Annotated in this window: 22 protein-coding genes; 16 read left to right on the forward strand and 6 right to left on the reverse strand. The window is 72.7% G+C overall.

Annotated elements, in window-relative coordinates:
• Positions 1-33: 33 nt before the first annotated feature.
• The 3 genes from AB0J57_RS13300 to AB0J57_RS13310 all read left to right on the forward strand — a co-directional run bounded on the left by AB0J57_RS13300 (position 34) and on the right by AB0J57_RS13310 (position 2,771).
• Entirely contained in the window at positions 34-573 is a 540-nt protein-coding gene (locus AB0J57_RS13300; protein WP_366128182.1) for an EF-hand domain-containing protein, read from the forward strand.
• Positions 574-644: 71 nt separating this feature from the next.
• Positions 645-1,280, forward strand: coding sequence for a DUF6875 domain-containing protein (locus tag AB0J57_RS13305; protein WP_366128183.1), 636 nt, complete (start codon positions 645-647; stop codon positions 1,278-1,280).
• 15 nt (positions 1,281-1,295) lie between these two features.
• Positions 1,296-2,771 (forward strand): FAD/NAD(P)-binding protein, encoded by a 1,476-nt coding sequence (locus AB0J57_RS13310; protein WP_366128184.1) that lies wholly within the window; start codon positions 1,296-1,298, stop codon positions 2,769-2,771.
• Here AB0J57_RS13310 and AB0J57_RS13315 read toward each other — a convergent pair.
• A complete protein-coding gene (locus AB0J57_RS13315; protein WP_366128185.1) occupies positions 2,764-3,162 on the reverse strand; it encodes a heavy metal-responsive transcriptional regulator in 399 nt (132 codons plus the stop codon). The genes AB0J57_RS13310 and AB0J57_RS13315 overlap by 8 nt on opposite strands.
• Before the next feature lie 55 nt (positions 3,163-3,217).
• Here AB0J57_RS13315 and merB point away from each other — a divergent pair, with 55 nt between their 5' ends.
• Complete coding sequence (gene merB / locus AB0J57_RS13320) at positions 3,218-4,138, forward strand: organomercurial lyase (protein WP_366128186.1); 921 nt, start codon at positions 3,218-3,220, stop codon at positions 4,136-4,138.
• A 5-nt stretch (positions 4,139-4,143) separates the two neighbouring features.
• Here the strand turns inward: merB and AB0J57_RS13325 are convergent, their stop codons facing one another.
• Complete coding sequence (locus tag AB0J57_RS13325; protein ID WP_198944144.1) at positions 4,144-4,314, reverse strand: hypothetical protein; 171 nt, start codon at positions 4,312-4,314, stop codon at positions 4,144-4,146.
• A gap of 33 nt (positions 4,315-4,347) precedes the next feature.
• Entirely contained in the window at positions 4,348-4,704 is a 357-nt protein-coding gene (locus tag AB0J57_RS13330) for a PRC-barrel domain-containing protein (protein ID WP_073756707.1), read from the reverse strand.
• A 174-nt stretch (positions 4,705-4,878) separates the two neighbouring features.
• Between AB0J57_RS13330 and AB0J57_RS13335 the strand changes: the two genes are divergently transcribed.
• The 11 genes from AB0J57_RS13335 (at position 4,879) to AB0J57_RS13385 (ending at position 20,902) form a co-directional block, all read left to right on the forward strand.
• Positions 4,879-5,190: a hypothetical protein gene (locus AB0J57_RS13335; protein ID WP_366128187.1), complete on the forward strand. Its 312-nt coding sequence runs from the start codon at positions 4,879-4,881 to the stop codon at positions 5,188-5,190.
• Positions 5,191-5,289: 99 nt separating this feature from the next.
• Positions 5,290-6,645, forward strand: a complete 1,356-nt coding sequence (gene eccD, locus AB0J57_RS13340; protein WP_366128188.1) for a type VII secretion integral membrane protein EccD — start codon at positions 5,290-5,292, stop codon at positions 6,643-6,645.
• Between the two features lie 33 nt (positions 6,646-6,678).
• Entirely contained in the window at positions 6,679-8,034 is a 1,356-nt protein-coding gene (locus tag AB0J57_RS13345) for a MinD/ParA family protein (protein ID WP_366128189.1), read from the forward strand.
• 29 nt (positions 8,035-8,063) lie between these two features.
• Complete coding sequence (gene eccCa / locus AB0J57_RS13350; RefSeq protein WP_366128190.1) at positions 8,064-12,050, forward strand: type VII secretion protein EccCa; 3,987 nt, start codon at positions 8,064-8,066, stop codon at positions 12,048-12,050.
• Positions 12,051-12,072: 22 nt separating this feature from the next.
• The gene (locus tag AB0J57_RS13355) at positions 12,073-13,494 is read left to right on the forward strand and encodes a DUF6177 family protein (protein ID WP_366128191.1); all 1,422 of its coding nucleotides are present in this window, start codon (positions 12,073-12,075) and stop codon (positions 13,492-13,494) included.
• A gap of 135 nt (positions 13,495-13,629) precedes the next feature.
• Complete coding sequence (locus AB0J57_RS13360) at positions 13,630-13,962, forward strand: hypothetical protein (RefSeq protein WP_064067185.1); 333 nt, start codon at positions 13,630-13,632, stop codon at positions 13,960-13,962.
• A 27-nt stretch (positions 13,963-13,989) separates the two neighbouring features.
• On the forward strand, positions 13,990-14,301 hold the full coding sequence (locus AB0J57_RS13365) for a pore-forming ESAT-6 family protein (protein WP_366128192.1): 312 nt from the start codon (positions 13,990-13,992) through the stop codon (positions 14,299-14,301).
• A 70-nt stretch (positions 14,302-14,371) separates the two neighbouring features.
• Entirely contained in the window at positions 14,372-14,797 is a 426-nt protein-coding gene (locus tag AB0J57_RS13370) for a DUF6507 family protein (protein WP_366128193.1), read from the forward strand.
• A complete protein-coding gene (locus tag AB0J57_RS13375) occupies positions 14,794-18,300 on the forward strand; it encodes a hypothetical protein (protein WP_366128194.1) in 3,507 nt (1,168 codons plus the stop codon). The genes AB0J57_RS13370 and AB0J57_RS13375 overlap by 4 nt, the downstream gene beginning before the upstream one ends.
• Positions 18,297-19,064 carry a hypothetical protein gene (locus AB0J57_RS13380; protein ID WP_366128195.1) on the forward strand — a complete coding sequence of 256 codons (768 nt, stop codon included), beginning with the start codon at positions 18,297-18,299 and terminating at the stop codon, positions 19,062-19,064. The genes AB0J57_RS13375 and AB0J57_RS13380 overlap by 4 nt, the downstream gene beginning before the upstream one ends.
• 83 nt (positions 19,065-19,147) lie before the next feature.
• Positions 19,148-20,902 (forward strand): immunity 49 family protein, encoded by a 1,755-nt coding sequence (locus AB0J57_RS13385; RefSeq protein WP_366128196.1) that lies wholly within the window; start codon positions 19,148-19,150, stop codon positions 20,900-20,902.
• On the opposite strand, the gene AB0J57_RS13390 is transcribed toward AB0J57_RS13385, so the two are convergent.
• From AB0J57_RS13390 to AB0J57_RS13400, 3 genes are all read right to left on the reverse strand, one after another.
• A complete protein-coding gene (locus AB0J57_RS13390) occupies positions 20,899-21,303 on the reverse strand; it encodes a hypothetical protein (protein ID WP_366128197.1) in 405 nt (134 codons plus the stop codon). The genes AB0J57_RS13385 and AB0J57_RS13390 overlap by 4 nt on opposite strands.
• Before the next feature lie 37 nt (positions 21,304-21,340).
• Complete coding sequence (locus tag AB0J57_RS13395) at positions 21,341-22,831, reverse strand: SulP family inorganic anion transporter (RefSeq protein ID WP_366128514.1); 1,491 nt, start codon at positions 22,829-22,831, stop codon at positions 21,341-21,343.
• A 304-nt stretch (positions 22,832-23,135) separates the two neighbouring features.
• Entirely contained in the window at positions 23,136-23,582 is a 447-nt protein-coding gene (locus AB0J57_RS13400; RefSeq protein WP_366128198.1) for a lamin tail domain-containing protein, read from the reverse strand.
• 178 nt (positions 23,583-23,760) lie between these two features.
• Here AB0J57_RS13400 and AB0J57_RS13405 point away from each other — a divergent pair, with 178 nt between their 5' ends.
• Positions 23,761-25,005, forward strand: coding sequence for a cytochrome P450 (locus tag AB0J57_RS13405; protein WP_366128200.1), 1,245 nt, complete (start codon positions 23,761-23,763; stop codon positions 25,003-25,005).
• Positions 25,006-25,050 lie beyond the last annotated feature (45 nt).

The following is a 25,050-nucleotide window of genomic DNA, read 5'->3' on the forward strand; positions in this document are numbered from 1 at the left end:
GCGCGACGCGGAACGCAGAAGGAGACATCTCCCGTGAGCATCAACGACTACCGACAGAAGATCGCCTCGCGCTTCGGCACATTCGACCGTGACGGGGACGGTGTGGTGACCGAGGCGGACTTCCGGCAGCTCGCCCAGTCGATCCTCGCCGAGTTCGGTGAATCGCCCGCCACGCCCAAGGGCAAGGCGCTGATCCAGGGCGCGCAGCACCTCTGGCGGTCCTTCGCCGACATCGCGGACACGGACGGCGACGGGCGGATCACCGAGGACGAGTTCGTGGAAGCCGCCTGCGACCACCTGCTGGACAACCGCAGCGGGTTCACGGGCATGGTGCGCCCGTGGGCCCTCGCCGTGATCGACGTCGCGGACACCGACGGCGACGGCGAGGTGACGGTCCAGGAGTGGGAGCGCATGCTCCGGGCGATGAGGGCGACGCCCGAGCGGGCGCGGGTCAAGGCGGTGCAGCTCGACATCGACGGTGACGGACGGGTCTCGGTGGACGAAGTGCTGGAGACCGCTGTCCGCTTCTACGCCACGGACGAGCCGATCGCCGACTTCGCGGTGGCGCGCTGAGCATGCTCACCGGACCGGCGACACCGGATCGGACAGGTCGGTGGCGCGCGGGCGACGGCCATGGGGCGGCAGTGCTGCCGGCCCCGTGGCCGCTCGACGCGGTGCCGCCGGGGGTGGCGCACCCGGGAGCCTGCCGCACGGTGGTGGAGTGGGTGCGGGAGTACCTGGCCCGCCCGCACGGCGAACTCGGGCGGCCCGGCCCTGTCTGCCCGTACGTGCCCGGCGCGCTGGCCCATCGAGGCCTGCGGGCCGCGGTGTGGCCGGACCGGCCGTCGGGAGTGGGAGAGGTGATCACGGTGATGCGGGCGTACCGGGACTGGTTCACCGGGCGCGGCGGGTTGGGCGGGCCCGGCGGGTTCACCGAGGGCGGTGGGCGGTCGTCGCCGGCGGCCGACCGGCGAAGGGCGGCCCTCCTGGTGCTCTTCCCGGCGCTCACCCGGAAGGACCTCGCCTGGTCGATCGAGGGCGCGCAGCGCGCGCTGAAGACGGAGTTCGTCGAACAGGGCCTGATGGTCGGGGAGTTCCACGACGGTCCGCCCGCCGCCCCAGGTCTGTGGAACCGTGACTTCCGCCCGCTGCGCAGCCCCGTGCCCCTGCTGGCCATTCGGGCCATGGTCCGCTCCGACCTGCCGTTCCTGCTGGACGACGCTCGCCAACTCGCCGCCCATCAGGCACGTTTCGGCGCGACGTGCGGGCAGGTGAGCTGACGGGTGGGGCGGCACGTGGTCATCGTCGGAGGGGGCGCCACGGGGGTCGCCGCGTTCGTCGCGCTGGTCCGGCACCGGGTCGCGGCACGCATCGACATCGTCGATCCGTTGCCGGTGGGGACGGGCAGGGCGTTCGCGACGACGTCGCCGGCGCTGCTGTGCAACACCTCCGTGGGCATCATGTCCCTGGTGCCGGGCTACCCGGACGACTTCCTGGACCATCTGCTGGCGCGCGGGGTCCCCGCCGACCGGCATGCCTTCGTCCCCCGCCACCACTTCTCCCGGTACGTCCGGGACCGCTACGTGACGTACGGCGTGCTGCACAGGCGGGGTGGCGGGGCCGGCGGGCACGTGCGCGGACGGGCGAGCGCCGTGCGCCGTCTCCCCGGTGGCGGGTACGAGGTCGTGCTCGACGACGGCCGCCGCGTCGATGCCACCGACGTCCTGCTCTGCCAGGGCTACGCCGGCCCCGTCGTACCGGGGACACTGCGGCCCCATCTCGGCAGGGAGGGGCTGTTCCTCGGCCCGTACCCCGAGGGCGCCCTGCTCACGGCCATGCCCCGGACCGCCTCCCGCGTCCTGGTGCTGGGCAGCAGGCTGTCCGCGATCGACGCCGCGCTGCTGCTGTGCGGGGCCGGTCATCGCGTCGTCATGGCGTCCCCCTCGGGTGAGCTGCCCGCCGTACGCGCCCGTACCGGATCACGCCCGGGCCCGCCGCTGACCGCGGACTTCGCCGCACTGGACTTCTCCGGCCCCCGGCTCGAACGGCAGCTCGTCGCGCTCGTCGCCAGGGCGACGTCCACCGTCGGTGCCCAGCGGCTCCGCGACCAGGTGACCACGTCCGTCGATACGGTGGAGCGGCTGCGCCGGGAGATCCGGCTCGCCGAGAACGGCCACACCCACTGGCAGGACATCCTGTGCGCGATGGTCGACGCGGCGAACCAGGTGCTGCCGGCCCTGGACGTCCCGACGCGGGCGGCTGTGCTGCGGCGGTGCGCGCCGCTGCTCCGCTACCTCGGCGCCTTTCCGCTCGGCACGGCCCGGACCCTCCTCGGACACATGGAGTCCGGGCGGCTGGCGGTCCGGCGGGGCGTCCCGGTGGAGGTCGCACCCGGTCCGCCCTGGCGGGCGGTGTGGGCCGGGGGAGCGGCCGAGCGGTTCGACGCCGTCGTCACCGCCGCGGGCTACGGCGACCCGCCGCTCCACACGTCGGGCGACCACCTCCACCTCGACGCCCCCGCCCGGCACCGTGGACCCGGAACGGCACCCCACATCGGCGAGGACCTGCGCGTCCGCTTCCCCGCCGGTCCGGTGCCGGAACGCATCTGGACCGTGGGCGTCACCTCGTCGCCCCGCGTACCGAGCATCAACGCCGTCTACCCCGTGGTCCAGCAGGCCGACACCATCGCCCGCGGGTGGCGTGATCAGGCCACCCCGGTGACGGTCACCACCCACCGGGCGGCCTCCCGCGCGGCAGCGTCCGTCAGGTGACGCCGAGGATGCGGCAGACGGGGCCTTCGGGGCAGGTGGCCGGGTCGGTGGCGGCGGCCTTCTCCTTGAGGTCGAGGAGGGCGGTCCGCGCCCGGGTCAGCTCGGCGATCCGCTCCTCGACCTGCCGGAGGTGCCGGGCGACGAGCACGCCGACGTGGCCGCACGGGGCCTCGCCGCTGTCGCGGATGGCGAGGACCTCGCGGATCTCGGCGAGGGTGAGCCCGGCGGCCTGGGCGTTGCGGATGAAGGCCAGCCGGTCGGCCGCCCGGGGCGGGTAGTCGCGGTAGCCCGAGGGGGTGCGGGGCGGCTCGGGCAGCAGCCCGGCCTGCTCGTAGAAGCGGACGGCCTTGGTGCTGATCCCGGCCGTGGTGGCGAGGGCTCCGATACGCATGTCTCCACCGTACGACTTGACCTTCCACCGCACTGGAAGGTCTAGCGTCGCGGGCATGGAGACGATGGCATTGACCGTGCTGATGGTGCCCGGGTGCCCGAAGGCCGACGTGCTTCGGGAGCGGCTGGCCGAGGCGATGGCCGGGCAGGACGACGACGTCCGGGTGGAGTGGCGGGAGGTGCGGGACGAGGCCGAAGCCGTACGGCTGGGCATGCACGGCTCCCCGACCCTGCTGGTGAACGGCGCCGACCCGTTCGTACGGGAGGGGGAGGCGCCGAGCCTGTCGTGCCGGGTGGACCCCGGCGGGAGCGCCGTGCCGTCGGTGGACCGGCTGCGGGCCGTCCTCGCGGTGGTCCGGGGCGGCCGGGGGCGACTCGCGCCCGAGGAGGGCGGGCAGCGCGCGGTGCAGCGGGCGGTGCTGCGCGCCTTCGCCACGCACGGCCGGCCGCCGACGGAGGAGGAACTGGCGGCGGCGGCAGCGCCGTACGGGGTCCCGGCGCGCCGGGTGCTCGCCGAGCTGTCGGCCGCCGACTACGTCAGCCTCGACGACCACGGCCGGATCCGGGCGGCCTACCCCTTCTCGCCCGTCCCCACCGCGCACCGCGTCCGGATCGCGGGCGGGCCCGAGGTGTGGGCCATGTGCGCGGTCGACGCCCTGGGCGTGGCGCCGATGCTCGGGCGCGACGTCGAGATCCGTTCGGCCGACCCGGTGACGGGCCAGGCCGTCACGGTCGCCTTCCGCGGCGGTACGGCGGTGTGGGAGCCGCGCTCGGCGGTGGTGCTCGCCCGGACCGGCCGGTGCGCCGGCCCGGCGGTGGACGCCTGCTGCCCGGACCTGAACTTCTTCGCCGGGCCCGGCTCCGCCCGGCGCTGGGCGGACCGCCACCCGGAGGCGGACGTCGTGGTCCTCGGCCGGGACCTGGCGGAGGCGCTGGGCCGGGCCGTATTCGGTCCGCTGCTGGGCGGGCCGGCCTGACGCGCCTACCGGAGCGGGCGGTTGCGGGAGCGGCGGGACCAGCGGACGGCGAAGAAGATCACGTCGATGACCAGCACGACGATGCCGATGATCAGCAGGTACATCAGGCCCTCGGCGACGACACCGATGAGCCCGAGAATGATGGCGACGATGATCAGGAACAGGAACAACGCCATGGGGCGAACACCTCCTCGGGATGGGCGGCCGGGTCAGCGGCGCGCGAGCTTCCGTTCGCCGTTGGCGCCGGGCTCGTAGGACATGCCGTAGTGCTGGAAGATCGCGACTTCGCTCTCGGCGGGCAGAACGTCGTCCGTGCCGATGGACGGCGACTTGCGGACCTCACCCTTGGGGTGCGACACCTTCAGGTAGCCCGGTCCGACGATCGCCCCGTCGAGCGGGACGAACACCAGCCGCTGCCGGGTGGGCAGCCCCGTCTTGACGGTCGCCATGGCCGGTTCGTCGGTGATGGTGTCCACATAGATGGCTTCCAGCACGCCGATCTTGTGACCCTTGGGGTCGACGACATCGTGGTTGCGCCACTCGCGGATATCTGCTGACTGGATCATGCGTTCTGCCCTCTGAGCGGGTCCGTACGGGTCGTTGCTCGCGTCCTCGCAGTCCAGCCTCCGCCCGCACGCCGGACGGCGCCACCGCACGGGCCGCCGGTACCGCCCTGGGGTGTACTGCCCGCTCCCACATGCCTTATGTTGCGGAGGCAAAGCAAGGGGGACGGACGACGCATGGCACGGGATTACGACAGCCAACTGCTGGAGTCGGTGGCCGTACGCCGGCGCAGAATGCGGGACGCGCTGCTGTTCGGCGCCCAGCGGGCGCGGCGCACGGCGGACGAACGGCTCGGGAAGGTCTTCGCGGGCATCGCCATCGCGGCCGTCCTGTGCGCGGGGTGCGTCGGGTGGTCCTTCCTCCAGCACACGCTCGCCAAGCAGAAGGCCGAGCAGCGGAAGCAGGAACAGCGGTACGAGCAGCCGGCGAAGCCGGCGAAGACCGAAAAGCCGGAGGAGTCCGGCGAATCCGGCAAGAGTTCGCAGTAACTTCCGTAAAGGGAATGGGGGAAACGCTGGCAGTGCAGACATCGAGTCCGGTGGAAATGGCCCGAATGTTCCCGACGCCGCGATGATAGGTTCCCGTAAGTGGTGAGCACAGCAACGACTTCCCGGGCGCAACTGAGCCGGGTGACCCTGGTCGGCGAGCGACGCCGGGCCGACATCGTCCTGCCCTCCGACACACCGATCGGTCAACTGCTCCCGGACATCCTCCAGTTGCTGGACGACCGGGCCGCCGCCCGCCCGATGACCCGGCAGTTGATCACGTCCGACGGCTCCGCGCTGCCGCACGACAGCACGCTGGCGTCGGCCGAGATCGCCGACGGCGCCGTCCTCCGGCTCGTCCGGGCGCACTCCGCGCCGCCCGCGCCCGTGGTCCACGACGTCACCGACCAGGTGGCCGACGACCTCGACCTCCAGGCCTGGCGCTGGCGCCCCGCCGCCCGCCGGGCCGGCGCCGGCGTGGCGACGGTCGCCTTCGCGGTGACCGCCGCGCTGCTGGCCCGCCGGGAGTTCGCGCTCGACGCCCTGGCCGGCGCCCTCGCCGCCGTGACGTTCCTGCTCCTGGCGGCCGGTGCGCTCGTCGCCCGGATCGGCAAGGGCAACCGGGGCCTGGCGACCGCGCTCCTGCTCGCCTCCGGCAGCCTCGGCGTCCTCACCGCCTGGACCGCCGCCGACGCGAACGCCTGGTCCGGCGCCGTGCGGCTCGCGGCCGTCGCGGGCGCGCTGGTCGTGACGCTGGCGATGCTCGGGTACTTCTCGCCGCTCGGCCGGGGCGGGCTCATCGGCGCCGGCGCCACCGCCGGGATCGCCCTCGTCTGGGAGGCCGTCGCCGCCGTCCAGGACGACCTGGCCCGGCTCGGCGCCGTCATGGCGGTCTTCTCCGTGGTCCTGCTCGGCCTGCTGCCCCGGCTCGCCCTGATGGCGTCCGGGCTCACCGCGCTGGACGACCGCCGCTCGGGCGGCGTGTCCGTCAGCCGCCACCAGGTGGGCAACGCCCTCGCGGCCACGCACCGGGGCCTCGCCCTCGCCACGATCGTCACCGCCCTGTCGGCGGCGGCCGGCGGCTGGCTGCTCACCCTCGCGGGCCGGCCCACCGTCTGGACGGTCGTGCTGCCGTCGGTCGTCGCCGTGGTGCTCCTGTCCAGGGCGCGGGCCTTCCCGCTGGTCGCGGAGGTCGTGGCGCTGTTCACCGCGGCGGCGTTCCTCGTCGTGCGCCTGGTGATGCTGTGGATGGACCACGCCGGGGGCGCCGGACCGCTCACCGTGCTCTGCGCCGCCGCGGTGCTGCCGCTGGTCGTCCTCGCGGTCCAGCCGCCGGAGCACGTGCGGGTGCGGCTGCGGCGCATGGCCGACCTGGTCGAGTCCATCGGCATGGTGGGGCTGTTCCCGCTCGCGGTCGGTGTGTTCGGCGTGTACGGGCAGTTGCTCAACAAGTTCTGAGTTCAGCGGCAGGGCGGGAGAAGAAGGGCAGACATGCCGAACGGAGACAACTGGCAGGGCGACGTCCTGCGCGACCTGCGCGCGGGTGCGGCCCGGCAGGCCACGCCGCGGGAGGACGCCCAGGGCCAGGCCCCCGACGCGGCCGGTACGCCCGTCGCGCAGGGAACGCCCGACGCGGCCGGTACGCCCGGCACTCCGGTGACCCCGGGCCCGGGAGCGGCGCCCGTCGCCCCGGCGCAGGGCACCGACCCCGCCGTCGCCGCCCCCGTGCCGCACCAGGCGGTCCCCCAGGCCCAGCCCCCGGCAGCCCAGCCCCCGGCCGGGTACGCCCACCAGGCACCCGCCCCGGCCGCGTACCCGCCGCCCCGGCACCCCCAGCCGCCCGCCCCTCAGGCACCGCACCCCCAGGCGCACCCGCACCAGGCACCCGTCCCCGGGGCGTACGCCCAGCACCGGACCGCGCCCACCACTCCCGACTCCCGGCCGGTCGTCGACAAGGGGCTGGCCGCCGCAGGGCGCAAGCCGCGTCACGGGGAGGGGTTCGCCACCCGGGCCGTGCGGGCCGTCCGCCGTACCGTGTCGTCGTCCGCCGCCCGCGAGGTCGCCGAGACCACCCGTACCGCCGAGACGCTCCAGCAGCCGGTGACGACCGGACGGCAGATCGCCGTCACGTCCATCCGGGGCGGGGCCGGCAAGTCGACGGTCGCCGCGCTGCTCGGGCTCACGTACGCGCACTACCGCCAGGACCCCGTCCTCCTCGTGGAGGCCGACCCGGCGCTCGGGTCGCTGCCGCTGCGGCTCGGCGCCGAGACGCTGCGGTGGACCACCGGCGACGTCGCCGGCATCGTCGAGCCGCAGATGTCGCTGCTCGACGTCACCGGCTACCTCGTCCAACTGCCCGACAACGCCTGGCTCCTGCCCGGCAGCCAGGGTCAGATCGGCGCCATGCTGGACACCCGGGCGTACGAGCGGGTCATGGTGGCGCTGCGCCGCTACTTCGGCGTGACCGTCGTCGACTGCGAGACCCTGCCCGCCGAGGTCGCCCGCGTCGCGCTGTCCGCCGCCCAGGCCCGCGTCCTGACGGCGCCCGCCACGCTGGAGGGCATCACCAGCACGTACGCGGTGCTCCAGTGGATGCAGGGCCTGCCCCGCCACGTCATCGCCGGCACCGTCGTCGTCCTCACCGAACTCGTGCCGCACACCGGGCTCGACCTCGACAAGGCCGCCGAGAAGCTCGCCTCCACCGGGGCGAGCGTCCAGGTACTGCCCTACGACCGGCACCTGGCCGCCGGCGGCCCGATCCGTACCGAGCTGCTCGCCCGGCCCACCCGGCAGGCCGCCACCCGCCTGGCCGCCGACGTCTTCCACCTCTCCCAGAAGCGCCACTGAGGCGAGGGACCCAGGGACCCAGGGACACGATGAGCACACGGCTGATACACCGCCCCGCCAGGACCACCCGGCCCGCGGCCGCCTCCGAGGCGCGCACCATCGAGGCGCCGCCCAACCTCCCCGAGGGCAAGGGCGGCAACATCGCGATGTCGCTGCTGCCCGTCGCCGGTGTCATGTCGTCCGTCGTGATGATGACCGTCGTACGGAACAGCCAGTTCGCCGCCCTGGGCGCGCTGATCCTCGTCATCACCATCATCGGCTCGCTCGTGCTCGTCTTCTCGCAGCGCGGCAAGGCCCAGCGCACCCGCCGCACCCAGCGCGAGGCGTACCTCGCCTACCTGGAGGACCTGCGCGAGGAGCTGTCCGCCGAGGAGCGTGAGCGGCGCGAGCGCGCCGACGTCCTCAACCCGCCGCCGCACGCGCTGTACGACATCGTCCGCGACCCCGCCCGGCTCTGGGAGCGCCGCCGGCTCGACGCGGACTTCCTCCGCGTCCGCGTGGGCACCGGCGAGATGCCCGTACGCGACCTGAAGATCGGCGACCAGGGCGGCTCGTCCGTCCTCACCCCGCCCGACCGCTTCATGCTCAACGAGGCGTCGGCGCTGATGGACCGCTTCCGCACCGGCACCGAACTCCCGCTGACCGTCCCGCTGGACCGCGTCGGCAACATCAGCGTCGTCGGTCCCCGCGAGGACTGCCTCCGCGTCGCCCGTGCCCTCCTCGTGCAGGCCGCCGCCATGCACGCCCCCGACGACGTGGCCATCGCGCTCGCGGTGCCCGGCGAGCGGCTGGCCGACTGGGAGTGGGCCAAGTGGATGCCGCACCTGCTCGACACCGAGCAGTTCGACGGCCCCGTCGCGGCCCGCCGCATCGCCCCCTCCGCACCGCAGCTCGCCCGGCAGCTCGGCCCCGAGCTGCGCCGCCGCGCCTCCTACGCCGCCGAGGTCCGCCGCGGCCTGTCCGGCAAGGACGCCCTGTCGATGTCGTCCCGGCTGCTCGTGGTCACCGACGGGCACGGCGAGGACGCCGTCGACCTGCCGCGCCCCGACGACGCGGTGGGACTGCGGGAGATGGGCGTCACCGTCCTGCACCTGGTCGAACAGCGCGTCCAGGAGCCGGGCCACGTCGGCGTACGCATCACCGTCGACGGCGACCAGGTGCTCATCGAGGACCTGCGCGAGCAGGAGCCGGTCAGCGCGCACGGCACGGTCGACGAGGTGTCCGTCCCGTTCGCCGAGGGCCTGGCCCGCATGCTGGCGCCGCTGCGGCTGTCGGCCGAGTCGCTCGTCGACGCGCCGCTGTCCGGGCCCGTCGACTTCGCCGATCTGCTCGGCATCGACGACGTGGCACGCCTGGACCTGGCGACGCTGTGGGCGCCGCGCGGCGAGCGCGCCTTCCTCCGCGTACCGATCGGCATCAGCGACTCCCGCGAGCCGGTGCTGCTCGACCTGAAGGAGTCCTCCGAGCTGGGCATGGGCCCGCACGGCCTGTGCGTCGGCGCGACCGGCTCCGGCAAGTCGGAGCTGCTGCGCACCCTCGTCCTGGCCCTGGTGGCCACTCACCCGCCGGAGGACCTCGCCCTGGTCCTCGTCGACTACAAGGGCGGCGCGACCTTCGCCCCCTTCGCGGACCTGCCGCACGTCGCCGGCGTCATCACCAACCTGGAGAACCAGGCCGGTCTCGTCGAACGCGTCCACGCCTCGCTCGCTGGTGAGGTCAAGCGCCGCCAGCAGGTCCTCAAGGACGCGGGCAACGTCGCCGACATCGGCGACTACGCGGCGCTGCGCGCCGAGAAGCGGCCCGACCTGGACCCGCTGCCGCACCTGTTCATCGTCATCGACGAGTTCGGCGAGCTGCTGACCGCCAAGCCGGACTTCATCGACCTGTTCCTGTCCATCGGCCGTATCGGCCGCTCCATCGGCGTGCACCTGCTGCTGTCCAGCCAGCGCATCGAGGGCGGCAAGCTCAAGGGCCTGGACACCTACCTGTCCTACCGCCTCGGTCTGCGTACCTTCTCCGCCGACGAGTCCCGCACGGTCCTCGACACCACCGACGCCTTCCACCTGCCGCCGCTGCCCGGCTTCGGCTACCTGAAGGTGGACACCAGCCACTACGAGCGGTTCAAGGCGAGCTACGTCTCCGGTGCCTACCGCGGCCCCGTGCGGCGCGCGGAGGACGAGGACACCGGGCCGCTGGCCCTGGAGTACGAGGCGTACAACACCCTCGGCCAGGCGGAGGAGTCCGGCCCCCAGGAGGCGGCCACCGTACGGCGCCGCGAGACCGGGCCCACCGAACTGGGCGTCATGGTCGAGCAGTTGGAGAACGCGCCCACCGACCCGGTGCGCCGCATCTGGCTGCCGCCGCTGCCCGCCGCGGTCGCCCTCGACCAGGTCGCCGGCCCCCTCCAGGCCGGCCCGCGCGGCATGCAGCTCGCCGGCCGCCGCGGCCCGCTCCAGGTGCCGCTCGGCCTGCTGGACGACCCGACCAAGCAGTGGCAGGGCCAGTGGTACCTGGACCTCACGGTCGCGGGCGGCCACGCCGCCGTCATCGGCGGCCCCCAGTCCGGCAAGACCACCCTGCTGCGCACGCTCGTCCTCTCCCTCGCCCTGACGCACACCCCGCAGGAGGTCGGCGTCTACGGCCTCGACCTGGTCGGCGGCGGCCTCCAGGCGCTGTCCGGGCTGCCGCACGTCGGCGGCATCGCGAGCCGCGCCGACCGCGAGCGCGCCGCCCGCACCGTCGAAGAGGTGCGGAACATGCTCGCCGCCCGCGAGGACCTTTTCCGCGAGCACAACATCGACTCCGTCGAGCAACTGCGCACCCTGCACGCGGCGGGCCGGCTGCCGCAGCTCGCCTCCGCCGAGATCGTGCTCGTCATCGACGGCTTCGGCGCGCTGCGCGACGACTTCGACGAGCTCGACGACGCCGTCGTCGACATCCTCAAGCGCGGCGGCGGGTACGGCATCCACGTCGTGGCCGGCATGCTCCGCTGGAACGACGTGCGCATCGCCACCCAGTCGTACTTCGGCACCCGCGTCGAGCTGCGCCTCAACGACGCCACCGAGACCAGCATCGACCGCAAGCTCGCCGAGACCCTGTCGCCCGACGAGCCCGGCCGCGTCCTCACCGACGGCCAACTGTTCGCGCAGGCCGCCCTGCCGCGTACGGACGGGCTGTCCGACGCCACCGAGCTGGGCACCGTCCTGGAGCGCACCGCCCGCCAGGTCCGCGCCGCCTGGAGCGGCGAGGTCGCCCAGCCGGTGCGGGTCCTGCCGCACGTCCTGGAGCCGCACCTGCTGCCGGGGCCGGTCACCGAGCCCAAGCGGGTGCCGATCGGCCTGGACCAGACGGCGCTCGCGCCGGTGCTGCTCGACCTGTTCGAGCACGACCAGCACCTGCTGGTGATGGGCGACAGCGAGTGCGGCAAGACGAACCTGCTGAAGACCATCGCGGGCGGGCTGATCGACCGGTACGGGGAGGACGAACTGGTCCTCGCCGTCATGGACCCGCGGCGGGGCCTGCGGGGCGTCGTGCCGGAGGAGTTCCTCGGCGGGTACGCGTACAACGCCAAGCTGTGCGGGGGCCTGGCCGCCGGTATCGCCACCGAGCTGGAGAAGCGGCTGCCCGACGAGACCGCCCGTCTGGAGGACCTGGAGCCGGGCAGTTGGGGCAGCGGTCCGCGGATCGTGGTCCTCGTCGACGACTACGACGTCCTCACCACGGCCGGGCAGGCGCCGCTCGCGCCGTTCCTGCCGTACATCCCCTCGGCGGTCGACATCGGCCTCCACTTCGTGCTGACGCGCCGGGTCGCGGGCGCGTCGCGCGGCATGTACGAGCCGCTGGTGCAGGGGCTGCGCGAGTCGGGGGCGTCGGCGATCCTCATGGCGGGCGACCGCAGCGAGGGCCAGTTGTTCCCGGGCGTGTACGCCTCGCAGCAGCCGCCGGGCCGGGGCGTCCTGATCCGCAGGGGCCAGTCGAACCGCCTGATCCAGACGGTGTACACACCCGACCACTGAGACGTAAGGACCGGACGGACCCATGACCAAGGACGTCATAGCCCTCACCGAGCGCATGCCCGACCCGTGGAGCGTGCTCGCGGGCCTGCTCTCCGGCGGCCCCGACAAGCTGGTGAACACCGCCGGCGAGGACGCCGTCGTCCAGCTCTGCGACGAGGAGGGCCGGCCGCTCGTCTCCGTCGAGGCGCCGCTGCTGGTGCAGGTCGCGGGCGAGGCCGAGCGGCTGCTGGGGGCGACGCCGCCGCCGGTGCCGTTCTGGTGGACCGAGGCCCGCGCGACGACCGGGGTGGCGGAGGCGGAGCGGCTGGCGGGCACGTTCGCCGCCCGGCTGACCTCGCTGACGGGTGGCTCGGCGTGGCCGCCGGAGGCCGCCCGGTCGCTGGCCGTGGTGGCGTCGGAGGGCGTGGGCGTGGCGCCTCCGGCGGAGGCCGGGACGCCCGCCGTGGACGTCCTCACCGACAAGGTCGCCGTCGTCATCCAGGACCGCCCGGTCGTGGCCATGACGGCGTGGCTGGCGGACGCGTTCCGGGCGGCGGCCGAGGGCGGGCTGGGGCTCCAGATCGTCAGCCCGGCCGGTACGACGCTCTCCCCGGCGGTACGGGGGAGCCTGCCCGGCTGGCCGTCGCGGTGGGTCGTGCAGGACGAGCGGGACGGCTACTACGACGGGCTGTCCGGCGCGGTGCTGGCGTGGCAGGACGGCATGTTCGCCCCCGTCGCGGCGCCCGACTCCACGGACGAGGAGCCGCGCGCCCGGGTGGCGGCCTCGTACCAGGAGGGCGTCGAGGACAGCGGTGAGCGGCAGTTGGCGGTGACGTTCCGCACGGTGCACCCGGCGGACGACCGGCTGGTGCTGGGCGGCGCCCTGGAGGCGGTGTGGCGTGAGCTGACGGGCGAGGCGCCCGCCGGGTGGGGCACGGCGGAGCCCGCCAACCTGCCGTGGTCGCTGCGCCGGCTGACCGACGTCGCCCACGAGCGGGCCCCCGAGCCGACGTGGGTCGTGGTGGTCGGCAGCCCGGAGCGGCCCGGCCTCGCCACCGTGCGCGTCAGCCGTACGAAGGCGGGCGTGGAGGAGGAGGTCACGCTCGCCTTCGGGTACGGGGCCGGCGAGGAGCCGCCGGTGGACGCGGTGCCGCGGGCGGCGGAGGTGCTCGCCACCCGTCACCACCTCCAGTCGATGCTCGTACAACTCCGCAAAGCACGGCGTGACCTGGCGGTGCCGCCGCGCTTCGAGGGGCCGGGCGTTCCGGTGGCCTTCGTGCTCGGCGCGGACGAGGTCCGCGCGATGCCCGGTGACCGTGCCCGCAAGACGCCGCTGGCCGAGGCGCCGGTGTCACTGGGCCCCAAAACCCGTCCGGCGCTGTACTACCCGCTGCCCGGCGACCCCTCGGACCTGTCGGGGTGGCAGGACTTCGAGCGGCTGGTGCGGCACCTGAAGGGCGAATGACCCAGTCCGATGTCATGTGTTCGTCACAGACCGTCCCAGGTGTGTGATTGCTGATTGCAAGAGCGACGCATGAGTTGATAGGCATGTCGTACATTCGATCCATACGATCGTCCATCGCAGCGGGGGGAGAGCCCGATGAAGTTCGATATGGGGGCGCAGGTTCTGTCGACCCTGATGTCTCAGTCGCAGGGTTCGAGCAATGACCTGGGTCTGTTGATCCGTCAGCTCGTCCAGGCGGCGGCGCCCTTGGAGGGCAAGTTCAACGGCGCGGGCAAGGTGGCGTTCGACTCCTTCAAGTCGCGCTCGGACGAGATCACGGCGGCGCTGAACGGCTCGCTGGCGGCCATCCTGGGCGGCCAGTCGGGCATGGAGTCGGCCTTCGGCTCCGGTGACCAGGAGCAGGGCGACAACGCGCGGACGCAGATGTCGTCGGCGAACTTCGACGCGGCGCGTTTCTCGGGCCGCTAGACCGAACCGGACGGGGAGTGATTGTTGATGGCTGCTGGTAGCGACCGTCGTTCGTACGACACGGGTGCGTCGTCCGAGGCGCAGATGAACATCCAGGCCGTGATCGCGCGCCTGGAGCAGGTGATCACCGCGCGTGATGCGCAGGTGAAGGCGGCGATGACGGACTTCGCGGCCGACGGCGTGGCGGACGAGTACCACGGCAAGGAGCTGCGCTGGAACGCGGCTTCGCAGGAGGTCCGCAACATCATCCAACTGCTCAAGACCACGCTGGAGAAGAACGACGCGACGGCGCAGCAGACCCTCCAGCGGGCGAAGGCCGCGGTCGACAACATCGGCTGACGCGTCGCGTGCGCGGGCGCTGAGGCAAGCAGGGCAGCAGGGTTAGCAGGGGTTCGCAGGGGGAGCGTTCATGACGTCGTGGGACATCCAGCCCCAGGGGGTGCAGGGCCAGCTCAAGGTCGTCGGCACGCATGCCGGGAATCTGGAGAAGGCCCTCAACGCGCTGGTCACGGACATGCAGCAGGCCGCGCAGGCGGCGGGTACGGCCGTGCCGGGTTCGGCCGCCGAGATTCCGTTGCAGGGGCCGACGGCTTCCGGCAAGCCGCTGACGCAGAAGGCGACCGGCCCGGTCGGGGCGGCGCTGGCCGAATACATGACGGGGCGTCAGAAGACGCACTTCGAACCCATGGCGAAGCGCATCCAGGCGGCCGTCATCGGCGCGGCCACGGCGACCAACGAGTACGTCGAGGGTGACCTGGACCAGGCCAAGCAGGCCCAGGACGCGGCGCGGCAGGTGCGGCTGGACCTGCTGAAGGAGCTCGGGGGGAAGAAGTGAGCGAGAACACACCGGTCAACCCGGCCGAAATCCCGGTCTTCACCGGCAATCTCGAACTGCTCGACGAGAAGGTGAAGGCGCTGTCCGGCGCCGGTGGCAAGATCGCGACCGCCGCCGGGGACGTCCACACGTCCTTCGGCGGCCTCCGCTCCTTCTACAAGGCGCCCGAGGCGGAGCAGTTGTTCGCCACCACCCAGCCGGTGAAGGACAAGGCGCTCGACATCAGCTCGGACATGTGCACGATCGCGGGCGCGCTGGGCACGTACGCCAGTGACATCCGCCCCCTGAAGCAGAAGCTGGACGACCTGCGCCGGGACGCCGTCGCCTTCCGCGAGAAGATCGCCGACGACGACAAGTGGCGCGAGGACGGCGACCTGGTCGAGGAGAACAACGACCGCCGCAACGAGATCGCCGAGGTCTGGACCCAGTTCCAGGCCGCCGAGCGCGCCGCCCACGCCAAGATCGTCGCCCTGGTCGGCGGCAAGGCGCTGAAGGTCAACGACGGCTCCAACGGCAAGGACATGTACGGCTACGACGCCGAGGCCCTCAAGCAGGCCAAGAGCCTGCCGTGGGGCGACGCGGTGGAGGAGTCGACCCCGTGGTGGCAGGTGTGGGAGCACGCCTACGACTTCGGCAAGGGCATCATCGTCGACGGCGTGTGGGGCACCATCAAGGGCCTGGGCACCCTGGTCGGCTTCCAGGGCTGGGACGCGGCCGGTCAGGCCTGGAAGGGCCTGGGCCAGCTCGCCACCGGCCTGGTCATCACCGCCAGCCCGCTGGGCGCGGCGTTCTGGATGGCCGACGACAAGGACCTGCCCGGCTGGATCAGGGACTCCCGTACGGCGATGAAGGAGACCGGCAAGGCGCTGGTCGCCTGGGACCAGTGGGGCTCCAACCCGGCCCGGGCCGCCGGCGCGGTCACCTTCAACGTGCTCACCACGGTCTTCACGGGCGGCGCGGGCGGCGCGGCGGCGGGCGCGGGCAAGGCGGGCGCGGTCGCCAAGGCGATCTCCTTCGCGGGCAAGGCCGGCCGGGCGATCGACCCGACGACGTACCTCTTCAAGGGCGCGGGCGCGGGCATCACGAAGATCGGCGACGTGATGAACGGCCTCAAGGGCATGGGCAACATCAACATGCCGCCCATCCCCGAGGGCACGGTCGTCCTCCCCGAGGGCTCGCTCATGCGCCCCGACGGCACGATCAACCTCCCCGACGGTGCCCCCGTGCCCGCGGGCGCCATCGAGGTCCCCTCCGGCGCGGTCCGCCTCCCCGAGGGCACCCCGGTCCCCACGGGCGCGGTCGACCTCGGCGACGGCGTGGTCAAGCTCCCCGACGACGTTCCGGCCCCGGCGGGCTCGGTGCCGCTCCAGGAGGGCACGGTCGCCCTCCCCAAGGACACCCCGGCCGTCCCCGCGGACGCCACGCCCCTTCCCGTCGACGAGGGCGCCCCGGCGCGCTACCTCGACGGCCAGGGCAACGTCCTGGACGAGAACGGCAAGGTCGTCAGCGACGTCAAGGACGCCCCGACGGACACCGTCGACCGGCCGGCCGCCGGCGCGGACAACCCCCGCGTGGACACCCCTGCCAAGGTTCCGGCCATGGCGGGCGCCGCCGTCCACGCGGGCGACAACACCGCCGTCCACCTCGGCAACAGCCTGGACACCAACCTCGGCGACGTGGGCCGCGTCGGCGACGACGTACCCGCCCGCGTCCCGGACACCCCGGGCGGCCTCGCCGACAACACCCCCGGCGGCCTCGCCGACAACCTGCCCACGGGCCAGGCCGGCAACAACCTCCCGGGCGGCGGCGCCGACCACCTCCCGGGCGGCGGCGCGGGCGACCACCTGCCCACCAACAGCGTGGACAACACGCCGGGTACGGGCGGTGGTGACCACGTGCCCGGCGGCCACGGCGACGGCCCCGCCACCGGTGGCCACGAGGGGCCGGGCGCCGGCCAGGGCGGAACCGGCGGCGACCACGTCCCGGGCTCCGGCTCCGACGTCCCGCCTCCGCCGCACGACGGCGGTTTCGGCGGAGCGGAGCCGACGGTGCCGGACGCCCCGCGCGGCAACCTCCCCGACGGCTCCTGGGCGGGCGAGAACGGCCTGACCCTGGACCGGACCGCCAACGCCGCCGCGGACGACTTCATGCGCCGGTCCGCCGAGGCGGAACCCCGCATCACCGAGTCGATGCAGGCCATCGCCGGCCGGGTGGACGACGGCCGGCTGATCGGGCTCGAGTACCGCCTCAAGGGCGAGGACTCCCTCAAGCGCAAGATCGCCACGGACATGCTCGAAGACATCGGCATGGACCACACCCGGGTGCTCGACGGCATCAAGGACTCCATCCGCTACACGATGGAGGTCCCGAGCCGCGGCTACGGCCGTGGGGTGCAGCAGGCGATCGACGATCTCCAGGCCAGGGGCTTCGAGAACGTCACGTTCAAGAACACCTGGGACTCCGCCGGCTACAAGGGCATCAACTCCACGTGGCGGGACCCCGTCAGCGGCCAGGTCTTCGAGCTGCAGTTCCACACGCCGGAAAGCTTCGCGGCCAAGATGGACGGCCACGCCCTGTACGAGAAGGAGCGCCTGCCCGGAGTCAGCGCCGACGAGCTCGCGGCGATCAGGGCCGAGCAGTCGGAGCTCTTCGGCAAGGTGCCCGTGCCGCACGACGCCGGTGCCATCGGCCTCGGCTCACGCGCCGCCGACGACGCGGTGTCCGCGCTCGGCAAGGACCTCGACGGGGCGGCGGACGACATCGCGTCCGTGGCGGACGACGTGGGTGACCTGGGTGACGAAGCGGCCGGCGCCGCCGACGATGCCGCCCGCACGGGTGACGACGCGGCCGACGGCGCGGACGACGCCACCAGCCCGTACACCAACGGCCCCGACGGGGGCTGGGGCGGCGCGGGCTGGGTGGAGGAGCCCTCGGCGTACGCGGCGAGCGTGTACGACTCGCTCCGGGGCACCCCCAACCACGTGGACGTGCCCGTGATGGCCCGCAACACCGGCCTCAACGAGTCCGTCATCCGCCAGGTGAAGACGCACATGATGCGGCAGTTGCACGACGTGGTCGTCCGGCCCGGCGAGTGGAAGCGCGGTCTGTTCACGCCTCGCGACGACATCGCGGCCCTGTGGGACGGCGCCCGCAAGGGCACGCTGGACGCGGACCAGATCAGGGAATTCAGGAACCTGATGACACACGAGTACGTGGAGAGCCGGCTGATGAAGGGCGGCCTTCCGTACCTGCACGACCAGACGGGCCTGTGGCGGTACGGCGAGGACGGCGACTTCCAGGGCCGGAGGTCACCGAAGAGCCTTTCCGCGGCCGGTGCGCACGACCTGGCCCCCAACCCGGTGCGGGGTGGATTCGGTACGCAGTGGCAGAAGCTCGGCCTCAAGCACCCGAAGACCGTTCTCGCCGACGATTTGTCCAACATCGATGACTTCGTGAAGGATATTGTGCAGGAGCTGCGAGCCAAGGGGGTGAACGTGAAGTGACCGAGAGCCCTTCACGCCAGGTGCTGGAACGGCTGCGTGCCGTGGACTGGGCGGATGACCTCGCCGCGTCCGACCACGCCAACTCCCGCGCCCTGCTCATGCGTGAATACCTGCGCCGGGCGGCCCTGTGGGCCCGTGCCTACGGGGCGGAGGAGGCCTGGCCGTTCTTCGACATCGCGGAGCGTGTCGACGCGGAGGTCCCGACCCCGGCCGATGTCGCGGCCGAGCTCGAAGAAGCCCTGTCCGGGCTGGCACCCGCCTCGCTCAAGCGGACCTGCCGAGCGGCCGTCCGCTGGGCGGCGCTGCGTGACGCCCGTGACGACCTGCCCGCTGAGCTGCCGGACCCCTTCGAGCCCCTCCTGCTCTTCTACGAGCGGGGCGGTGGGTACTACCTCGAGGAGTACCTCGACCTCAACGGCGCGATGATCCGGCTCGGCACCGTGGAGAGCAACGCCTCCGCCACGCCGTTCCTGACCCTCGCCCCGGCCACGCTCGACGCACTGGACGCCGAGGGGCAGATCACCTACTACGCGAAGGTGAGCGAGGACCACCCCCGGCACAAGCCGCGCGGCATCGTCCGGCGTCGCATCGACGAGGACCAGACGTATGACGAGGCCTTCACCAGGAACCTGCGCTGGGAGCCGACCGAGTACCTGAGGCTGTACGACCTCGGTCACAACGAGGTGGACCACGTCAAGATCACCGAGATCGAGGCCGCCGCGTTCATCGAATCGGCCACGGCGAGAATCCTCGGCTCTTCGTGAGCCCTCGCTGAGCCCTTTGTGAGCCGTGCGCTCGCGTGACCGCGCGTCGGTGAGCCGACCCCCCAAGTCAAGGAGTGGCCAGCGTGGTCACGCGCATACGGCGTCATGAGTTCCGCACGGACAACGCGGCCGAACTCATGGCCCCGGTCATCAAGGGCGCCCAGGACGTGCTCCAGCGGGTCGAGACGTCGGAGTCCGACCGTTTCGACGCGCTGGAGCGGACGCTGGCGGCCGCCAAGTGGCGGTGCCTGACCGACCCTGGGGTGGCGGAGTTCCCGGCCTGGGAGGCGTGGGTCACGGCCATGCAGACCGGGGCGGCGCTGTTCGACGCCGGGATGGCGGCCGAGGGGCGCGTGCCGTGCCGGATCGGGAGCATGGGGGAGGTGAGGCACCTCCCCGCGACCGGGCCGCGGGAGTACCTGCACGCGGGGAACTGGCTCACCGCGTACTACCTCGCGGTGATCTGCCGCGAGAACGAACGCGCCCACCGGCTGGCCCAGGTGCCCGTCTCCTTCCTCCGGGCGTCGGGTGCCGAGTTCGACGAGTACGTGTACCCCTGGGTGGAGACGCTCCAGCACGCCGGGTTCCAGCGGCCGGAGATGTGGGACACCCTGGTGGCGGCGGTGGACGGCACCGATCCCGAAGGCGTCCGGGTGGCGAGCCGGGAGCTGATGCTGAAGATCCTCTATCCGCCCATCGAGCTCTTCCACCGTTACCAGCGCGAGCAGGCCGAGGAGTTCAACAAGGCGCTGGCCGACGCCCTGACCTGGCACAAGGAGTACTGGACCGCGAACGAGGCACGGGCACTCAGCGGCGACGGCCTGGTGGCGCTCGGGCCGCTGGCCGTGGCCTGCATGGCGTACGACGCGGGTATGCCGGTCGAGGTCGAGTCCGAGTACCTGCCCAGGCACCTGCTCCAGCGCAGTTGGGTGGGCGAGTACGACACGGGCGCGGTCGCCCACGACCCCGGCCTGCCCGCCCTGACGACCCGTCAGGCCGACTACCTGCGCGACCTGGTGCGCCGGCACCACGCCGATCGTGGCACGCCCGTCACCGTCACCGGGGCCACCGTCCGTGCCGCGCAGGGCACCCAGAGCCTGCACAACCTCGCCGAGTACTGCCGGCGGGCCGACCCCCGGGCGTGGCCCGAGCTGGTGGACCGGCACCTCAGCGCTCTGGAGCGTGCCACGCACGCGAAGCCGGACGCGCCCGAGCGGGTGCTGGAGAACGCCTACCTCCGTCTCGTACCGGACGACGCCTTCCCGCCGGAGGTCGCGTCCTCGTTCCGTTACGCGCGGAAGATCGCGCCCGGGCTGCTGGAGACGTTGGCGCTGGACCTCCCGGAGACCGTACGCGTCCTGGACGACAAGGACGTGGCGCGCACCGGGCTGGAGGCGTTGCGGACCGCCGGACGCGCCAACCTGGTCGAGGAGCCCGTCGAGTACGACACCGTCCGCACGGAGAGCGGCGCGACCCTGCATGTCGTGTCGGGCGAGTCGATGTTCGTCGCCAGCAAGGCGCTGGTCCTCGGCGAGCTCGCGCGTGCCGTGACCGGGCGTGAACTACCGGCCGAGGGAGCGTTGTTCACCGTGCCGAGCCGGCACTACCTCGCCTTCCACCCGCTGGAGGACCGGCAGGTGGTCGGCGCCGTCAACGACCTGGCCGCCTTCGGCCTCGGCGCCCACAACGACAACCCGGGCCCGCTGTCGCCGCGGCTGTACTGGTGGCATGAGGGCGCCATCACCTGCCTCACGCACATCGACGAGGCGACGCGTTCCTTCTCGGTCGAGCCGCCCGACGAGCTGATGGCCATCATGCGGCGCCTGCACACCGCCTAGGACGGCCACACCGTCCGCCCGTCGCGGACCACCAGCGAGTCCGGCTGCTCACAGTCGTAGAACCGGATCCACCCCACGTGGACGGAGCCGTCGAACCGGGTGTGGCGGTCGGTGGCCCTGGCCGCCAGCCAGGCGATGAGGTCGCCGACCTCGTCGTACTGGTCGGGGTGGATCTCCTGGCGGACGGTGAGCGCCCAGCCCCCGGCGCGGCGCGGGGCGAGCACGGAGGTGAGCGCGCCGCCCACCTTCCATGCCTCGCCGTGGTGCCCGAGGAGCGAGCCGGTCTCCACCGTTCCAGGCGAAGGGTCCAGGCCGAGGTGCCGGCGCAACTCGCCGAGTTCACCGTCGGAGAGGTCGTCCCGGAGGTCCATGGCGATGGAGATTTCGTAGACGTCGGCCATGGAGGCACCGTATCGGCGGCCACAGTCGGCCGCCGCGTCAGTGCGCTCCGCTGAGCTCTCCCGTGAGCTTGCCGTGCAGGTGGGCACTGGGCGCGTTGAGGCCGGTGATCTCGACGGTCTTGCCGCGCTGGGCGTACTTGGTCTCGATGGCGTCGAGCGCGGCGACGGAGGAGGCGTCCCAGATGTGCGCCGCGGCGAGGTCGATGACGACCTTGTCGGGGTCGCCGGCGTAGTCGAACTGTCCGACCAGGTCGTTGGAGGAGGCGAAGAACAGCTCACCGGTGACCCGGTAGACGACGGTCGTGCCGTCCGGGTCGGTCACGGCGGTGACCTCCGCGAGGCGGGCGACGCGCTTGGCGAAGATGACCATGGCGGTGACCGAGCCCACGACGACGCCGATGGCGAGGTTGTGCGTGGCCACGACGCACGCGACGGTGACGACCATGACGGTGATCTCCCCGGCGGGCATGCGCCTCAGCGTCTTCGGGGCGACGGAGTGCCAGTCGAAGGTCGCGAACGTCACCATGATCATGACGGCGACGAGGGCGGCCATCGGGATGTCGGAGACCACCGGGCCGAAGACGATGCACAGCACCATCAGGAAGGCGCCGGCCACGAAGGTCGAGACGCGGGTGCGGGCGCCGGACACCTTCACGTTGATCATGGTCTGGCCGATCATGGCGCAGCCGCCCATGCCGCCGAAGAAGCCGGTGACGATGTTGGCGATGCCCTGGCCGATGGACTCGCGGGTCTTGTTGGAGTGGGTGTCGGTGATGTCGTCGACCAGTTGGGCGGTCATCAGCGACTCCATCAGGCCGACCAGCGCCATGGCGAAGGCGTACGGCGCGATCGTCGTCAGGGTGTCCATCGTGAACGGCACGTCCGGCAGGCCCGGCACCGGCAGCGAGGACGGCAGGGCGCCCTTGTCGCCCACGGTCGGCACCGCGATGGCCGCGCCGACCGTGATCACGGTGAGCACGACGATCGAGACGAGCGGTGCCGGGACGACGGTGGTGACCTTCGGGAAGAACACCATCAGGGCCAGGCCCGCCGCGATCAGCGGGTACACCGCCCACGGCACGTTCCGCATCTCCGGCACCTGGGCCATGAAGATCAGGATCGCGAGGGAGTTGACGAACCCGACCATCACCGAGCGCGGGATGAACCGCATCAGCCTCGCCACGCCCAGCGCCCCGAGCACGATTTGGAAGACGCCCGCGAGGACGACGGCGGCGACCAGGTACCCGAAGCCGTGCTCACGGTTCAGCGGCGCGATCACCAGCGCGACGGCGCCGGTCGCGGCGGAGATCATCGCGCGCCGTCCGCCGACGACCGCGATGGTCACGGCCATGGTGAACGACGCGAACAGGCCGATCGCCGGGTCGACACCGGCGATGATCGAGAACGAGATCGCCTCGGGGATCAGCGCGAGCGCGACCACCAGCCCGGCCAGCACCTCGGTGCGCCACACCTTCGGATCGGCGAGCCAGTCGGGACGCAGGGCACGCAGCCGGGCGGCGGGGGACACAGCGGAGGAGGACACGGAAGCAGAACCTGTCGTACGGGGCGATGGCGAAGCCCGGGCCGGGGGTGCCGCACGTCTTCGTGCGGGAAGCGGCCGGGACGGGATGCCACCGGGCGCGCGGGATCGGTGCGGGGTGGTACGGGCGGTACGGGCCCCCGACCCCGCCGGGTCCGGAACCCCACCCCTCCCACCGGGCCCGTCAACTCTACCCGCGCCCCCGTGCCCGCCCCGGGGGTCGAACGCGTGGTGTGCGGCACGGCACGCCGCAGGCCCCCACCGGAGCGGGGGCCTGCGGGCGGGCGGATCCTCAGCAGTACTTCGACGAGCCGGTGGCGTTCCACGAGCACGAGTCGACGAGGGTGCCCGACGCCTTGCGCAGGTAGGCGGTGTCACCGTCGTTGTTCCACACGTACGCCGCCCGGCCCCAGTAGCGGTGCCCCGCGGTGTTGCTGCCCCGGCCGGTGTGGACCGTCACGTACCGCTTGGCGCCGATCGTGCCGCTGAAGGTGTACGTCCAGCCGGCCCGGTCCTTCAGCTTCCAGTTGCTGATGGAAATCGCGGACGAGCTGGAGTTGTAGAGCTGCACCCACTCGGCGTTCAGCGACGTGTTGGAGCGGTCGTCGGTGCCCGGCGAGTTGTAGTACACGCGGTAGATGCTCACCCCGCCCGCCGCCTGGGCGGGAGCGGCGGTCAGCAGACCACCGGCGACGGCGGTGGCCACGACGGCGGCCGAGACAGCGAAACGAACCTTCACAAGCCCTCCCCAAGGTGAACCGTGCGTTCACGCGGAGGAAGTACAACATATGTTGATGTTGTTACCGGCTGGTTTTGTCACTCCCGCCCCGGCGCGGGCGGTGCCGTCTCGTTCCGGGGGTGGGGCGCGCGTAGCGTGGGGCGTTCGATTGGACGCGACTCCGCGGGAGGCGGCGCTGATGCGTGATCAGGAGCCTGTGGTGATAGACCCGACCGGCAGCGACATACACGGGGAGGCCGCGCGGTTACGTGAGCGGGGGCCCGTGGCGCGGGTCGTGCTGCCCGGTGGGGTGGAGGCGTGGGCGGTCAGCGGTCCCGGGGTGCTGAAGCGGCTGCTCACCGATCCGCGGGTCTCCAAGGACCCGCACCGGCACTGGCCGACCTGGATCAACGGCGGGATCTCGCCGGAGTGGCCCCTGTACACCTGGGTCGCGGTGCGGAACATGTTCACCGCGTACGGGAGCGAGCACAAGCGGCTGCGCACGCTGGTCGCCAAGGCGTTCACCGCGCGCCGGACCGCCGCTCTGCGGCCGCGCGTGGAGGAGATCGCCGCGGGCCTGCTCGACCGTATCGCCGAGGCGGGCTGGCGGGACTCGGTCGTGGACCTGCGGGAGGCGTACGCGTACCCGCTGCCCATCCAGGTGATCAGCGAGCTGTTCGGCCTTCCCGAGGAGAAGGGGGAGGAGCTGCGGTCCATCGTCGACAGCCTCTTCCACACCTCCGCCGACCCCGAGGAGGTCACCGGCACCTACACCCGGCTCTACGCCGTCATGGGCGAACTCGTCGCCGCCAAGCGCCGGTCGCCCGCCGACGACATGACCAGCGCCCTGATCGCGGCGCGTGACGACGAGGGCGACACCCGGCTCAGCGAGCAGGAACTGCTCGACACCCTGGTGCTCATGATCGGCGCCGGTCACGAGACCACGGTCAACCTCATCGACAACGCCATCCACGCCCTGCTCACCCACCCCGAACAGCTCGCCCTCGTCCGGGAGGGCCGCGCCTCCTGGGACGACGTGATCGAGGAGACGCTGCGCTCCGACGCGCCGGTCGCCAGCCTGCCGCTGCGGTACGCGGTCGAGGACATCGAGCTGGACGGACTGGTCATCCGCCAGGGCGACGCCATCCTGGCCGCGTACGCCGCCGCCGGGCGTGATCCCGAGCGGTACGGGAAGGACGCCGACCGTTTCGACGTCACCCGGGCCGACAAGGAGCACCTGGCCTTCGGCCACGGGGTCCACTACTGCCTGGGTGCCCCGCTGGGCCGCATGGAGGCACGCATCGCGCTGCCGGCGCTCTTCGAGCGGTTCCCGGACATGGTGTTGGCCGTGCCGCCGGAGGAGCTGCGGCCGGTGGACTCCTTCATCTCCAACGGGCACGGTTCGCTGCCCGTACGGCTGGGTTCGCGCGCCGGCGGCGTGTAGAGCGCGGCGGCGCGTGGCGCGGCACGGATGATGGCCGCGACCTGG

Source organism: Streptomyces sp. NPDC049837 (assembly GCF_040674455.1).
In the GTDB taxonomy this organism is placed as follows: domain Bacteria; phylum Actinomycetota; class Actinomycetes; order Streptomycetales; family Streptomycetaceae; genus Streptomyces.

What these genes read in the sequence shown, in the direction of transcription:
- AB0J57_RS13315 (WP_366128185.1), bottom strand. Translation starts at nt 3,162, where the DNA reads ATGCGTATCGGAGCCCTCGCCACCACGGCCGGGATCAGCACCAAGGCC.
- merB (WP_366128186.1), top strand. Translation starts at nt 3,218, where the DNA reads ATGGAGACGATGGCATTGACCGTGCTGATGGTGCCCGGGTGCCCGAAG.
- AB0J57_RS13325 (WP_198944144.1), bottom strand. Translation starts at nt 4,314, where the DNA reads ATGGCGTTGTTCCTGTTCCTGATCATCGTCGCCATCATTCTCGGGCTC.
- AB0J57_RS13330 (WP_073756707.1), bottom strand. Translation starts at nt 4,704, where the DNA reads ATGATCCAGTCAGCAGATATCCGCGAGTGGCGCAACCACGATGTCGTC.
- AB0J57_RS13335 (WP_366128187.1), top strand. Translation starts at nt 4,879, where the DNA reads ATGGCACGGGATTACGACAGCCAACTGCTGGAGTCGGTGGCCGTACGC.
- AB0J57_RS13345 (WP_366128189.1), top strand. Translation starts at nt 6,679, where the DNA reads ATGCCGAACGGAGACAACTGGCAGGGCGACGTCCTGCGCGACCTGCGC.
- eccCa (WP_366128190.1), top strand. Translation starts at nt 8,064, where the DNA reads ATGAGCACACGGCTGATACACCGCCCCGCCAGGACCACCCGGCCCGCG.
- AB0J57_RS13355 (WP_366128191.1), top strand. Translation starts at nt 12,073, where the DNA reads ATGACCAAGGACGTCATAGCCCTCACCGAGCGCATGCCCGACCCGTGG.
- AB0J57_RS13360 (WP_064067185.1), top strand. Translation starts at nt 13,630, where the DNA reads ATGAAGTTCGATATGGGGGCGCAGGTTCTGTCGACCCTGATGTCTCAG.
- AB0J57_RS13365 (WP_366128192.1), top strand. Translation starts at nt 13,990, where the DNA reads ATGGCTGCTGGTAGCGACCGTCGTTCGTACGACACGGGTGCGTCGTCC.
- AB0J57_RS13370 (WP_366128193.1), top strand. Translation starts at nt 14,372, where the DNA reads ATGACGTCGTGGGACATCCAGCCCCAGGGGGTGCAGGGCCAGCTCAAG.
- AB0J57_RS13390 (WP_366128197.1), bottom strand. Translation starts at nt 21,303, where the DNA reads ATGGCCGACGTCTACGAAATCTCCATCGCCATGGACCTCCGGGACGAC.
- AB0J57_RS13405 (WP_366128200.1), top strand. Translation starts at nt 23,761, where the DNA reads ATGCGTGATCAGGAGCCTGTGGTGATAGACCCGACCGGCAGCGACATA.